The 13,803-nt window shown below is 39.1% G+C and carries 13 protein-coding genes; 10 read left to right on the top strand and 3 right to left on the bottom strand.

The genetic code is table 11. From position 1 onward, the window contains the following. Positions 1–281 precede the first annotated feature (281 nt). A complete protein-coding gene (locus tag R7Q41_RS19905) occupies positions 282–1,328 on the bottom strand; it encodes a ParB N-terminal domain-containing protein (protein WP_025633951.1) in 1,047 nt (348 codons plus the stop codon). Between the two features lie 10 nt (positions 1,329–1,338). Next, entirely contained in the window at positions 1,339–2,583 is a 1,245-nt protein-coding gene (locus R7Q41_RS19900; protein ID WP_025633952.1) for a ParA family protein, read from the bottom strand. A gap of 254 nt (positions 2,584–2,837) precedes the next feature. On the opposite strand from R7Q41_RS19900, the gene R7Q41_RS19895 reads away from it, so the two are divergent. Together R7Q41_RS19895 and R7Q41_RS19890 are read left to right on the top strand one after the other, a co-directional pair. Then, positions 2,838–3,131 carry a hypothetical protein gene (locus tag R7Q41_RS19895; RefSeq protein WP_025633953.1) on the top strand — a complete coding sequence of 98 codons (294 nt, stop codon included), beginning with the start codon at positions 2,838–2,840 and terminating at the stop codon, positions 3,129–3,131. A gap of 296 nt (positions 3,132–3,427) precedes the next feature. Further along, positions 3,428–3,679: a hypothetical protein gene (locus tag R7Q41_RS19890; protein WP_025633956.1), complete on the top strand. Its 252-nt coding sequence runs from the start codon at positions 3,428–3,430 to the stop codon at positions 3,677–3,679. 281 nt (positions 3,680–3,960) lie between these two features. Here the strand turns inward: R7Q41_RS19890 and R7Q41_RS19885 are convergent, their stop codons facing one another. Then, a complete protein-coding gene (locus R7Q41_RS19885; RefSeq protein WP_025633958.1) occupies positions 3,961–4,641 on the bottom strand; it encodes a hypothetical protein in 681 nt (226 codons plus the stop codon). A gap of 189 nt (positions 4,642–4,830) precedes the next feature. On the opposite strand from R7Q41_RS19885, the gene R7Q41_RS19880 reads away from it, so the two are divergent. The 8 genes from R7Q41_RS19880 to R7Q41_RS19845 all read left to right on the top strand — a co-directional run bounded on the left by R7Q41_RS19880 (position 4,831) and on the right by R7Q41_RS19845 (position 13,803). Then, entirely contained in the window at positions 4,831–7,692 is a 2,862-nt protein-coding gene (locus tag R7Q41_RS19880; protein WP_203347290.1) for a hypothetical protein, read from the top strand. Positions 7,693–7,736: 44 nt separating this feature from the next. Continuing rightward, positions 7,737–8,057 (top strand): hypothetical protein, encoded by a 321-nt coding sequence (locus R7Q41_RS19875; protein ID WP_025633960.1) that lies wholly within the window; start codon positions 7,737–7,739, stop codon positions 8,055–8,057. Continuing rightward, positions 8,047–8,499 carry a hypothetical protein gene (locus R7Q41_RS19870; protein WP_138058892.1) on the top strand — a complete coding sequence of 151 codons (453 nt, stop codon included), beginning with the start codon at positions 8,047–8,049 and terminating at the stop codon, positions 8,497–8,499. The genes R7Q41_RS19875 and R7Q41_RS19870 overlap by 11 nt, the downstream gene beginning before the upstream one ends. Further along, the gene (locus R7Q41_RS19865) at positions 8,448–9,323 is read left to right on the top strand and encodes a hypothetical protein (RefSeq protein WP_138058891.1); all 876 of its coding nucleotides are present in this window, start codon (positions 8,448–8,450) and stop codon (positions 9,321–9,323) included. Before R7Q41_RS19870 ends, R7Q41_RS19865 begins: the two co-directional genes overlap by 52 nt. Before the next feature lie 366 nt (positions 9,324–9,689). Further along, the gene (gene recA, locus R7Q41_RS19860; protein ID WP_044129452.1) at positions 9,690–10,688 is read left to right on the top strand and encodes a recombinase RecA; all 999 of its coding nucleotides are present in this window, start codon (positions 9,690–9,692) and stop codon (positions 10,686–10,688) included. Between the two features lie 40 nt (positions 10,689–10,728). Then, the gene (locus tag R7Q41_RS19855) at positions 10,729–11,280 is read left to right on the top strand and encodes a hypothetical protein (protein ID WP_025633965.1); all 552 of its coding nucleotides are present in this window, start codon (positions 10,729–10,731) and stop codon (positions 11,278–11,280) included. A gap of 136 nt (positions 11,281–11,416) precedes the next feature. Further along, positions 11,417–12,319 (top strand): hypothetical protein, encoded by a 903-nt coding sequence (locus R7Q41_RS19850; RefSeq protein ID WP_025633967.1) that lies wholly within the window; start codon positions 11,417–11,419, stop codon positions 12,317–12,319. A gap of 11 nt (positions 12,320–12,330) precedes the next feature. Next, entirely contained in the window at positions 12,331–13,803 is a 1,473-nt protein-coding gene (locus R7Q41_RS19845; RefSeq protein WP_077202322.1) for a S8 family peptidase, read from the top strand.

The following is a 13,803-nucleotide window of genomic DNA, read 5'->3' as shown; positions in this document are numbered from 1 at the left end:
AAAAGGATACACTGGCCTAAAGAATTCTGTGGCTACAAGCTTATTTTCGCAAGTTTGGAGTTGATCAAGTAAAGATATTAGGGGAGGGGGAGTTGTATATTTTCTGGTTTGAAAAAAAGAACCCCCTCCTACGCAAAAGCGTAAGAGGGGGACAGAGATAAACGCTTGGGGGCAATTTAACTCCGAAGCGAATTATATACAGGTTTACAGCTTAGTTCAAAGAAAATGACACTATAAACAGTTAAATGCCCAATTTTTCAGCATGATAGATAAACGCCACACTATATGGATAATCCCCAATCTCCTAAAAGCTGATCAAGCTGCTGCTTTTGCTCATCGCTTATATTTTTAACTGTGAAACTGAACTCACCTTTCAAGGAGTCATGTTTTACGTGAACTTCAGAGCCGTTATCAAGTTTCTTCTTAAGTTTCTTTGGCTTTGTCAATGCATCTTGCCCTTGATCCTCATCATGCTCGGCATAGCTGTATGACAGAATCTTTTTTACGATTTGAGCGTTGGCGTGTTTAGCACTTAATGCTGTAAGCCTTAGGTTTTCTGTCTCTTCTAATAAAGATGAGCAAAAATTTTCAAAGCCTGATTTTTCTTTATCAGAAAGGCTAGTTATTTTCTTGTCTAATTCAATTATTGAAGGTCTTCCTAGATCAGGAACACTAGGAATGACATCTATTAGCCATTTTGGTAGCTCTGCCGCTTTTATACCAGCTGAGACTAAGTTTTTGTCATAGCCTTTCTCGGTGGCAATCTGAATATTGTTCAAACCTTGTTCTTTCTTGAGGTTCAGCCATTGCTTACCTAACTCATAGAGAGACATGGGTCTATGTGTATTACTTACTTCAGATAAAGACTGCTTACTTTCGCGTGTAATATTTTGACTTGTAGCATAGATCTTAAAACCGCGCTTACTGTAGAAACAACCGCTTCTGCGTTGAGAGCCATCAATAACTTCATAAGTGACACCCCCTTGTGAATCAGTGTGTTTTATAGCAAGACCGGGATAGAGTTGACCCTTATCAGAGATCTTGTTGGTAATATCTATAACTGACAGCCGAGACATAATTGATTGATCTCGAACATTATCCTCTGATACGAATGTTTCGGCTTCAATTTTATCAAAAGGAATTTCGACCAGTTGAAACAAGACTTCTTGGCCATCAACCGCAATTTCTAGTTCGGATACTCCTGCTTGAGCTGCCTCGTTAAGGAGTTGCTCCTCTTTCGTTGTGATTGCAACACTATCTGATGATAACTTCGAGGTACGATTACCACCTGGTGTATAAGCTTGGACATTTCTTCTATGACTTGACATGGTGCCCTCTTTATAAATCGATATCTTTTAAGTGATCTTTAAGCTCATTTGCTAAATCAATTACTGAGTCCTTAGAGTCACGTAGCTGTCGAGGGATACAAATACCTTCGCTAGAAGCGACATCTAGTACTGTTCGATAATTTTTGGCTGCGGTATCAAAAGCATTTGAGCGAATGATGTAGTTATTGAATACCATGGAACGGTACTCATCTTTGATACGATTTGATAGCTCAGTATCTCGGTCTTTCTCTTCTTCGACGTTGGTACGGGCAATTTTAATCCAACGAATACCTTCTGAACCTTCTGGCAAAGCTCGAACCTGGTTAGGTAAATTATCCAAGAATTGAGTTGTGGAGCTCCAGTCGAGAGCCTTTGGAGATACTGGTACCAACAAACCATTACAAGCGTACAGTGCACTCCAAGTAAGCGGGTTGATTTGAGGTCCTGTATCAATAAAGATTAAGTCGTATTGGTTACGAATAGGGTCGATAACTCGTTCTTTTAATCTTGGAATTAGGTTTTCTTCTCCGAGCCAATGTAAAGACGAAAATCGCTCATCCTCAGGAAACGCTGGCATGATTCGAACATTAGGTAAGAAGGTATTAAGGATTGCTTCATCAATAATATCCTCATGACTTAAACCATAATTCACGAAATTTTGATATAGAGAATCTTTACCCTCAAGATCCGCTGTCATAATGTCAACGGCAGTGAGTTGGTCCAGATCATTTTGTTTGTATTCCTTAGATTGAGCGAACAATTTAAGTGAACCCTGTGGATCTAAATCAATGATTAGAATGCGGATACGTTCAAGGTGCTGTAAACCTAATGCCTGAGCCAGGTTAATAGTCGTCATGGACTTACCTGTACCACCTTTCTGGTTCTGTACATTGATAATATGAGTACCACGATTAAAATCAGACCATTTTGGCTTACCAGCTAAATCGAGAATTTCATGAATATAGTCTGGCGAATACGCATACTTACCACGGATCATTTCAGGTGGTTGATAGCCTTGCTCCACCCAATCTTCTTCCTTTTTCTTAAACGTGTTGACAGAGTCCCAGCCACACATTTTGCTCATTTTGGTTTGTGGAACTGAGTGATTAAGAATGACCTTGCTGACTTCAAACTGTTCATCGAGTACAACCTTCGATTGCTGAAGGATGTTTGCTCGACGTTCTGACTCGGTACGACTTACGCTCTCGTTTGCTTTTTCCAAATTCTGCAAAACGGATTCAGTGACTGATGACATTGTGACTCTCCATAAAATTGACAGTCACATTGTCAATTAACAGGTGATGACTGTCAATGATAATTAATGGGTATCAATGATATGTTGAGGCTATCATTTTTATTTGAGGCTTTCATCACAGAATCCTAATGAAAAAAGTCAAATACAGTGCGAACAGAATCTATAGGTTGATTTTGTCGCTGTATATGGTCAGATATCTGAGTGTACAGAAACACAATGTATAAGCTAAGCTATTAATAAATAGAGAAAAAATAATGAGCGACATTAAAGAGCAATTGCTAGTATTTTTGAGAGAACGGACCGCGGTAGAGGCTGTTGTGTCTCCGAGTGTTTATGTAAAAAGTACTGCAATCCCACGCGAAGATAAGTTAGAAATTGTATTACATCGGCAGTCTACTCCATATAACAGTAAACATTTCATTGATGTGATGATAGAAGTACCTTTAGAAATCAACAGAAAAAATTACGAAATTATTAAGAGCTGGCCTATGTGCAAACTAAACGAATACTCAGATTCTAGTATGTTATTAGTGAAACGCGAAGACTAAAAATCTTGAGTTGTTGAGTAAAGTATGCTTAACGTATATAGTTAAGCATACTTTACAAAGATAGGTTTCTTGTTACCGTGACTAAAGACGAATACATTGAGTGCTATAAACGAAAAGGTTGGACTACAGCACACCTAGCCAATCGGTGGGGGTTTAGCAAGGTAAGAGTCTACCAAATTGCAGAGGAAGTTGAGCTAGGGCATAGTAAGAAACAAGCTCATATAGATATGCTTAACGGGCTACCCAAAGCGCCAAAATCTATTCGAAAACCCTATAAAGAAAACTAGGAGAAGCTTGTGAAAAGGCTTGAGAATGTAATGGAGAATAACAACCTAGCTTTGAGCTTTGGTCCTGCAATAGACTTCTTTGTTGACTGGGGCTTCAAGATAGCGCTTTTAATTTTTGTAGTGGTGTTTATTTCATCTCTAATCACTACTTACTTCAATGGTGCACTACATACTAATGCTCTGTCTGTATTTGGATTGACAGGTTATTTAATCGCTAGTGCTATATATCAAGGCCTGAACGATCATCATCGGGGATACTAATATAAATTTTTCATTTGGCGCTATACAAGAATTGAATCGCGTTCCGTCGCCGGAACGCTGTGAGTCAAAACAAGGTCAAACGTGATATGACATTCAAAGCCGTGCTCCGTTCGGAGACCATTTACTAAGTTGGTGCTCCTCTTTGTTTGGTTCATTTGATAGTGTTTTTGCCTGAGGTTTTTGACCAAGCAAAGCACTTCTTGATCGCTGCTTCTACGATAGATATTTCTACAAAACTACCACTTGTTTAATCCTCTTCGGTATCAAGTGGCATTAGCCATTTATTGAAAGCACCCTAAATCTAACAGTTGCCTTTTTATTTCAGCGAACTGGTCAATGTCAATTATGCTTAGTTGCAGCATTCTATTTGTAATGAATTTTGGTGTTACGTTCATCTGTAAAGCTATCTGCCTCAAACCAATATCTTGACTCAAGTAATTCATCAATTGCTCGTCACTCGAACTGTTCCAGCTATTGGTGGAACGAGGAACACTTTGAGTGATAGTAGTGTTGGTCGAGGTTGCATTTTTCGGCAATTGTTTAGGTTTAATTGATATTTGGTTCTCTGTGTTGTGGCATAAAGAACTTATGCTTTCTACTAGCCCAATTAGACCGTACTCAAAATGAATGTATGGAGTGAAAGTGATAGAAACTATAGATGCATTAGATAGTATCGACTTCGCTAAATCCATTTCGTTGCATTTGTTTTTAGGGATCAACAAATTTATCTTGCCTTCACATTTAGTCTCGATACCAATTACAAGTCCGCCTCTTTTTTCGTGCATTGCATCACTAATAACACCAGCAAAAGTACATTTGGGGCTAAACTTTGATACTCGTTTTCGCCAAGCGTCTCGGTCACGACTTTGCAGTGAAGTAATATATTGCTGACTTGTAGAGGCTGATTTTGGTCCAACAGAGATAATCCATTTAATGAGTGATGGCCAATTTGAGATTTTCATGAGCTGTACCTGAAGGATAATTACACAGTATAAATACCACATTAACACACGCGCGAGTTGAAATAAATCGAATTTATAAAGATTATGGAATATAGTAAATATGTCATTTGAGGATAAATAACAAGGTCTAAAATTATGGTTTATAGCTATATCATTACCCGAGATAGAGAGCGTATTGTAGACAACCTAATGGAACACGGTGAGTTTTCTAATGGTTCAATTAAAGGTAAAGAGTTAAGCCTTGATCATCCATTAGCAAATGAGATGGTAGATACCTTAAAACTAGTGCCTCAAGGCATGGCCAATACCTATTACACCCTTCACCATTTGAAACAGCAAGATTGGGATGTGACTCATGAAAATGGTTATGAGAACTCTCTCATTGCGAGCTTTAGTTTAAATGGAAACCTAAGTTCACTTTTAGATAAAGTCAAAAGTGGAGAGGGGTTTAAGGTAGAAACGAATACCTTCCAGGAGTTCATTGAATCGAATCAAGGTATCGATTTAATCGTAGATTTTCAAAATACGATCACTCAGTCTGATTGTTGGACACCCCAAGGAAAATTAAACAACCCATTAATATCGAACTTCACTGTGGATATGGAGCGTCTTTCAGAGTGGCCCGGCATGCTCGAAGCACTAAATAATCTAGGTATTGATTCAACAAATTTAGAAAACGCTATTAGTGAAATTGGTTTAGAGTCTGCTCTGGAGCTTTGTAAAAGACCAGAAGTACTTTTAGCTTATCAATATAGCCAGGGAAGATTTGCAGACTTGCCAAAGAAGAATCTACCCGGTGCAAGATTTATTCAGAATTTAGATTTAGTAGAAATTGCTGAAGAGTACTTGAAGTTCACTACTGCTCAAAAGCTTGAGGGCGTTGAACCAGACTTTAAACAGTTTTTGTTAGAGCAAGGGGAATCATTAAATGACAAAATTGATAGCGCCGTTAAATCACAAGTTTTATCGTTTATGAATGAGATGCAGCTCGATGACTCCAAAGAAAGTATTGAGTTACTAGACGAAACTGCAACAACACTATACAAACAATTAGATCCGCGAAACGAATTAATGGGCTTAAGGTACCACCTTGAAAAATTACTAGACGTATATACAAAAGAATCAGAAGTAGACCATGAAGCTCTATCATTACAATTAAATTTGCAGTTGGATGAGTACAGTGAGAGGGATGCTTTCAATACTTGGTTATTAAACAACATCTTAGAATGCAAGTTAGAGCCGAGTGTAGAACTAAAAAGTAAACATGAAGCTATGGCCTTCCTTGAAAACTCCAATAATGTCACTATTCCGCAGATGATGGCAGCATTAGTACATTTATCTAACCAAGACCTTAGTAAAATACAAGCGACCCTGGATGGTGAGCTTGTTGGGCCAACTAACCATACATCTGAGTATTATGCGGACCTTATTAAAAAATTTGAAGGGATAGTATCCCAGTTATCGGTGGACCAAGGTATTGATGTATCAAAAGCAAAGGAAGATGTATTCAGTAGAATAGTGGAATCTTTATCGCTAAACAAACCTGTTTCGCAAGAAGCTTTGAGCGATAGTTTATCGAATGAATTATACCAGCTAGCTGAGGCTACAAGGTTTTCGCCAATAGGTTCTGAGAAAGCTGACCCCATTCAAAAACTGACCATAAAAGATGTTCGAGCAATCATTTTACCTGAAGCAGTAACTGAGCCTGAAATTATCGATCAAATGTTGGCAATAGAGAAGCTGAGGGAGGAAGGCTTTAAAGGTAAAACTATTCTTTACAGTGAGCTCGAGCGTGATGGTAAAGCTCAAGCTGTACATTCTTTTATAAAACATAATCCTGACACGTTAAGAACAATAGGTGCTGCTCCCACTTCCCAAGTAGATCCTGAGCTGGATATCCCCAAATCAATAAAGATTCTTGAAGAGATTCAGGCTAATCACCCTTACTTAAAGATTCGTGTACATGAAACGATAGATTCAATGAACTTTCTTAGTAATGATCTGAAAAGTTACAGCTCTACACTCGCTGGGGTTGCCCACAATGGTGAAATGCATGTGAATCTACAAAGTGAACATAACGCATATGAGTCAGGACTTCGAAAGACTATTGCACATGAAGCGGTACACTTGGGATTTAAGAAGATGTTCACAAACTCCGAGTATGTGGACCTTATGGAGACTGTTTGGCAAAACATTTCCACTGAAGACAAGGCTACAATAAAACAAAACTATGGGCACCTTGATGAAAACAAGCCTCTAGATAGACGTAGCCTTGCGGAAGAATGGTTAGCTATGAAGGCTGAAAGTATTGATCTAAGAGATATTGATCGTATACAGCCAGTTATTAAGGTTTCATTGGTTAACAAGCTCCAAGGGTTTAGGGATTCTGTTCTCAAGAAATTAGGCAAGGTTACCGAGACCTCTTTAAATGTGGATGAGCTCCTGGTAAACGCGATTAAAAAGGCTGGAGAGTTCAACCAGTTCATTGATGGTAAAGTAATTGATCAAGGTTTGGTCGTTAGAAAAACAGGTTATGTTGAACATGAGCATCAGTCGTTTGACCTGTATCGTGGTTATAAAGCGAATTTAGACGCTGGTAGAAATTTATCTACAGAGGTGCAGATTGCAGCTAAACAAGACTTTATCCATAAGTACTCGAACAATGGGCACATTAAACTCTTAAATATCACTTTCGATAATAATAATGAACCCAAACTTGAAGGTAGTCAGTTAAGCCTACCGTACTCTGCAAACCCCAAGGACCTTCTTGAGATATTAAGGCAGGTTGAGGTAAGTTCGTGGACAGGTAAACCATCTTTGCATTCTAACATAAGTACTGAAATAGAAGCTGTTGACAGGGCTGAAGCAACTCCACCAGCAGTTGTTAAAGCCAAGCTTGGTAATATAGTTAATGAGTTCACTATAGATACATCTGTGAATAATGAAATTCTCAATAAGCTTTCTGGACCAGTAAAAGACAAGTGCAAACAAGTAGACGAAAAAGTTAAACAAGAGGTTGACACTGATATGAATTTAGGAATTGGATTTTAAATTGTATATGCTGTAACCTATTATAAAACAACAGGAGGCTTCCTATGGTTGCTGCAATTGCTCTTCTTCCATTACTTGGTGTTATAGCGGCTATTTTTTGGGGGTTGAATATGTACTACACACTCGTTCCTAACTGGTTAATTCCAGTAGTGTGCGTCGTGGTAGTCGCCTCAATATTCCAAATTAAGGTGACATACAAAGAACTAAATGAATCGGAAATAGATAGTTTTATTGGGCGGTTCTTGTTCTCAATACATCGAACAGTTCGACAGTATATGAGAGCGGCATTTATGCCAGTTGTACCTGATTTTAGTTTTGTAAAACAAACCCTCAATATCATGACGAAACGAAAAGATGATGAATAAGAAATTAATGTTAGCTGTAATGTTGAGCGCCTCCCTTTTCGGTTGTGCTCAAAATGATAGTCTTGATCCAGTATTTGGTTTTACTGGTGAATATGGTGCTGGTGGTACAAGAATCCCTAATAATCCAGCATACTTAGTTGATCCTGGGTTAACTACTGAAACTGAACTATTTAAGATATTCGGTGAGCCCCAACTAACCCAAAGTTTCCCATGGGGTAGAGTAGTTACTTATAGATATTGGGAAAATAAAATTGGGTTGCCGATGTATGAAGAGTATGTTGACTTTGTTTTTAACGATAGAGGTTTCCTTGATAAGGTGGCAACCTATTCTCAAAGGGGCTCTAAGCGGGTTGAAACAAATCAATCCAAAATGATAGAGAGAGAAGAAGAGTGTCCAAGTCACTACACAGTGTGCCAGTCATACGAAAACTTCAGTCATTAGAATCCTCACTTCATGCGTTTGCTCACTCCTTAGAGCAAACGTACTTTAACGTTCAGTTAAACAATCCCTCTGACATCAAACCAATTAAAGCGGTCATTAGAGCTATAACGGCGATCACTTACGATGAATACCAATCAGGACGAGAGTTAAACCAGTTACCTGGAGTGGTCTTCATTCCTGAAGATGTAGTTCCCAAATTACTAGAAGTAAATCATGCCAAAAAGGCATTTTCAGACGCTGTAAAAGAAGCTAAGGCCTCGAGTAAATGCAAAAGCAATACTGCCGCATTGAATTATGTAAGAAAATTATTAACAGAGATAGGCATGCAAAGGGTTCACTTTAAACAATGTGAACGCTTGCTGGTGGTAGAAGAGGCGCTACCTAAAAAAATAGTTTTTTATAACGAATCAAAAGGGTGGGGTAACCAAAAGAAATACTCAAAAGAAGAAGCGCTTGAGTTAGCTAAAGAAATCATTGATAACGGTTCTGATAGCTTTGACATCGTTTCTAAGAAAATTGCAGAGATTTCTGATTCGGAGTTTCTTGTGCACCGGACGCCAAGTCCAACAAGTATTAAAGCGAACATCACTAGATATGTACCAGGAGTGGGAGAGAAAAGTCATTCAAGAGTTGCTTCGTTACCAATATTTGTTGTAACTACCGATATGGATTCAGCGAGAACGGTACTCATTGGTTCTATGGTTTCGATTGAGTCTACCCCAAAGTCTAAAAGACTGGGGTCTAGTAAAGCTCGTAGTAAGTTTGAAGAGCAACCCTATATCTCAACTTTGCGTCTATATCGATATAAGCCCGAATATAGATAGAAAAATTTACAAACCAATCTATAATATATGATATTAAATTGGAGGGTTAGAGATGCACAAGCGTAGAGATAATTTGCAAAAGACGATACTCATTGTTTGGTTTCTGTGTTCTAGCATTGTACTTGGGATTCAGCTATTACCTAGCCCAATTGATAATGCAAGTGCAAGTCAGATAGAGTCAAAAGCCGGAAATCTGGAGCCAGATGACAGCCTGATCAATCTGGATACAATTCTTACCTATATGCCTACCGAAGTACCTCATTCCAGAAATAAACAGTAGCTATAAAATGATTTAATATGGTATTAAATACCATTGACAAACACTTTGCTCAACTATAATATATAACAAAACAGAGCGAGGTAGTTATGGTTACAATAGCTAGCAATAACAGCAATCCTTCACCTAAAAGCGTGGCTCTTGCTGCTGCTTTAGGGCAAATTGAAAAACAATTTGGCAAGGGTGCTGTGCAAAGCCTTGGGGGCGAAGCAACAACTAACAATCTTGACATCGTATCTACAGGCTCACCTAAGCTTGATAAAGCTTTAGGAGTGGGCGGGTTAGCGCGAGGTCGTATTCATGAAATTTTTGGCCCGGAGAGCTCCGGAAAGTCGACATTGGCATTGGAAGTCATTGCTGAAGCACAAAAGAAAGAAAGTATTTGTGCCTTCATTGATGTTGAGCATGCGCTTGATCCTGGATATGCCAAATTAATTGGCGTTAATAGCGAAGAATTGTATGTTTCGCAGCCCAATAGTGCGGAGGAAGCTCTGTCTATTGCAGAAACTCTTGCTCTATCGGGAGCAGTAGACATTATTGTTATCGATAGTGTCGCAGCAATGTGTCCTAAAATGGAGTTAGAAGGAGAGATGGGGGCAGCTAGTATGGGCCTTCATTCGAGGTTAATGTCGCAAGCATGCCGGAAGCTAACAGGTATTCTAAAGAAAACGAATACCATGGCTATTTTCATAAACCAAATTCGTTTTAAAATTGGTGGTTTTGGAAACCCTGAGACAACAACAGGTGGAAATGCTTTAAAGTTCTACGCTACAACGCGAATTGATATTCGCAGAACGGGGAGCTATAAAGTCACCGATTGTACAATGGGTAATGAAACCAGGATTAAGGTTGTCAAAAACAAACTTGCCCCTCCATTTAAACAAGCTGAAACCAAAATATTGTTTGGTAAGGGTTTCGATTACTACGGTGAAGTTCTTGATTTAGGCTTAGATGCTCGAATTATAGACAAACGTGGTACTTGGTACCTTTACAAAAACCTTAAGCTTGGGCAGGGCAGATTGTCAGCGACAGAGGCCTTAGAAAACGACAAAGTCCTTCTTGAAGAGATATTATCTCGGATTAATTAGATTAAGGTATGTTGCGGGAAAACCGCAACATAAAGGCATAATGTTATTTAGTGACTTTCAGAAAAATCTAGACAAATTACCTTTTGATGAATTGCAATCACGGAGAAAGGGGCAGTCTGTACGCTCATTAGCTTATTTTCTTGGCTCAAATGAAGTCGCGATTCAAAAGTACAAAAATAATCCCGACGAACCTGTAAAGGAATCGCATATTCGATGCGTTGATTTTCTTTTGAAAATGCCAAAAGAGCAACAGATCCACATTCTATCTCAGAGTGTAAACAATCCTATCTTAAGCGTTACAGAGTCACAGCGCTGTAAAGTGAAGCATTATGATGCTCTGGAGAGTCGTCTCCTGAAGCTGGGTATGTCGAAGTTAGGGGTGTATTCATTATTGGGTACTCGTAATAGCGTTGTGGATAACGCACGAAAAAAAGGCGCCATGTCAAAAGGCTTGGCAGCGATCGTTGGGTTAACGAGTCGATTTAGTAATGATGAGCTCTTGGAACTAGCTGTCGAATACGAGACATCTGAGCGAAAATTGCCCGCTTTGAAAGAAAAGCTTATGAAAAAGCATTCTAAGTCCTCAACTTAACGACAAAAGTTGAACTGCAAGCTCAAAACGTGAATCTGGATAAGGATAATCTGAGAGCAATCAATAAACTAGCGAAATCGCTGGTTTATTTAGAAAACTAATCTATGTCATTTACGTATAAAAAAAAGGATTTGAAGTGAAAAACTACTTAGCACTCTCGATTTTAGTAGTCCTATCTGGCTGTGGTGGTGGCGGAGAAGGTGGTGGCACCAATAGCAGTAGTGGCGATAAGTCACTTGTACTTACTGTAACAGATCCAACTCAATCACTAGTGGAGAATGGGGAGTCAATAACCGTCCAATTAGAAACAAACTCAAAATCAGATAACTACACTCTTACTGTAAGAGATCCACAGTCGGTTCTCAATCAAATTCCTCTAAGTGAATATGAAAAAAATATTCATTGGTCTGTAAATAAATCGAATTTAATTCTTTCAGCAGATGAATTACTTAAGTCTTCAGGTGATTTGAGCCTCACACTGACACTTGAAGATGGCAGCGAGCAAATATCTACGAACTTTAGCCTTGATATTGTTAACACAAGTCTTAATGAGCGTCTTGAAGTCGCTTCAACGTACATCGATAACAGTGAAGAGATTAAGCAGTTTTCGGAGCTACAATCACTCCAACATGCTTATGAAAAGGTTTTTTTATTGATGGGTCATGGTCAGCTCCCATTTACACCCGAATTTGATGAGCAGGTATACCTGGACAAACTAAACGACATCAAGTTGGCAGTAAGCAAGGTGCATAATGGTGGTATAGAGACTCTACTTGTTAATCCATTATCAAGTTTTGAATCTGAACTAAACGCAAGCGCTAAACAATACATAGATCATCTGAACAAGATTGCCGCAAAAGAGAATAGCCTGAGTGTACTCCCAGCAGTGGATTTCAATGCCTCTTCGACAGGCTATTCATTCTTTAAAGGTAATGTGAACTACGGTCAGTTTACTGAACTGTCAGTTTTCAAGTTCAACCCTGAATTTCAGTTTGTTGAAAATTTAACTGACCCTACTTACGGCAATTGCAGCATTTAAGGACAAATAGAATGAACAAAATCACCCTATCTCTACTAATTAGCGCTGCAGTTTTTAACGGTTATGCTCATGCGAACATTGCAGAACCTATCTTATTTAAAGGAGTCGATCCTTTAGCGATGTCAGACTCAACTGGTTACCACCAGTCACAGTTAAATACCTATTGGGCAGACCAAGACTTACTTAAAGGGGCGAATAGTATTTCTAAGGCCAGAGATACTGCAAAAACCAATAACGTGACACGTGTGGGTGTTATAGATGGAGGCTTTTTAAATACTCCAGAGCTTCCTTTTGTTGATGGATATAGTTTTATCGGAACTGAAGGTTACACAGCAAATTTTGACACACCGATATCTGACCGTGGTGAACACTGCGATATAGGTCATGGCAATATGGTTGCATCACTAATTGGTGCCAACCCTCAAGGGGATGGCGTAAAAGGTGTAGCTGATGTTGAATTGGTTGCAGCTCGAGCACTGAAATGTAGTGAAGCAAAAGTTGAAGACTTAACTGCTGCAATCAAGTGGCTGAGTGGACAAGAGGTTCCTGGTGTACCGCTAATTTCAGAGCCAGTTGATGTTATAAATATGTCGTTAACGTTGCGGAACACAATGTGTGGTGGTGACGTTCAAGACGCGATTCGAGTAGCGCAAGATAAGGGGATTACTTTTGTGGCAGCGCAAGGGAATCGAGGCGTTAATTATGAAACAGGGTTACCAAAAGATTGTCCCGGTGTGATCGGAGTAGGCTCAAACCAATTAGATGGATATAAGTCTGGGTTTTCTAACTTTGATGTTAACGTAGACATTGTTGCTTATGGTGACCGCCTCTCATTGCCGACAATCGTTGATTCGAATAATGATGGAGCTTTGGACTACACCGAAACGGCTGGAACGAGTCTTTCGACACCTCTAGTAACGGGCACAATTGCACTAATGCTCAACGAAAGTCCCGATTTAACTCCTACAGAAATCATTACCATTCTTAAACAATCGACAGGCAAACCAATGGTCGGTGAAGCGGGAAGTGGTTTTCTTAATTATTCTTGTGACAATGGATATTGCGGCTATGGTGTTTTGAATGCATATGAGGCAATGCTTCAAATGAGAAAGTTGTCAGAGGAAGGGGTAGCGTTAAAAAGTCCACTAGCTGGTGAGTGTGATGTAGAGTTTTACTTAGATACTCTCGGTGGTTCTATTGATGTTTGTTCAATGGGGGAGTTTAAGTTAAATGATCATGTCACTAGCGATAACACCAAAATAGAAGTTTATAAAGTTTCAAGCCTTGATTCATTAGATGTGGCAGGTGCTGAATTAGTTACAGACACTACAAATGGAAAACTTATGCTTCCAAATGTGGGTAATGAGCTCTTTGCCTACCGTATGTGTGAAAAGAACTTCGTTGATGAGTACCATTGCTTTAGCGATGAATTAACGCCACTAACGGTTTCTAATCTCGAAAAACCTCACCAATGTAATCTCTAG

Origin of the sequence: Vibrio sp. 2096 (assembly GCF_033339595.1) — a bacterium.
Lineage (GTDB): Bacteria > Pseudomonadota > Gammaproteobacteria > Enterobacterales > Vibrionaceae > Vibrio > Vibrio alginolyticus.
This window is presented reverse-complemented; position numbering and strand designations above follow the sequence as displayed.

Excerpts from the sequence above, each read along its gene's own strand:
- R7Q41_RS19900 (WP_025633952.1), bottom strand. The coding sequence starts at position 2,583 with ATGTCATCAGTCACTGAATCCGTTTTGCAGAATTTGGAAAAAGCAAAC.
- recA (WP_044129452.1), top strand. The coding sequence starts at position 9,690 with ATGGTTACAATAGCTAGCAATAACAGCAATCCTTCACCTAAAAGCGTG.
- R7Q41_RS19895 (WP_025633953.1), top strand. The coding sequence starts at position 2,838 with ATGAGCGACATTAAAGAGCAATTGCTAGTATTTTTGAGAGAACGGACC.
- R7Q41_RS19845 (WP_077202322.1), top strand. The coding sequence starts at position 12,331 with ATGAACAAAATCACCCTATCTCTACTAATTAGCGCTGCAGTTTTTAAC.
- R7Q41_RS19870 (WP_138058892.1), top strand. The coding sequence starts at position 8,047 with ATGATGAATAAGAAATTAATGTTAGCTGTAATGTTGAGCGCCTCCCTT.
- R7Q41_RS19905 (WP_025633951.1), bottom strand. The coding sequence starts at position 1,328 with ATGTCAAGTCATAGAAGAAATGTCCAAGCTTATACACCAGGTGGTAAT.
- R7Q41_RS19885 (WP_025633958.1), bottom strand. The coding sequence starts at position 4,641 with ATGAAAATCTCAAATTGGCCATCACTCATTAAATGGATTATCTCTGTT.
- R7Q41_RS19855 (WP_025633965.1), top strand. The coding sequence starts at position 10,729 with ATGTTATTTAGTGACTTTCAGAAAAATCTAGACAAATTACCTTTTGAT.
- R7Q41_RS19875 (WP_025633960.1), top strand. The coding sequence starts at position 7,737 with ATGGTTGCTGCAATTGCTCTTCTTCCATTACTTGGTGTTATAGCGGCT.
- R7Q41_RS19880 (WP_203347290.1), top strand. The coding sequence starts at position 4,831 with ATGGAACACGGTGAGTTTTCTAATGGTTCAATTAAAGGTAAAGAGTTA.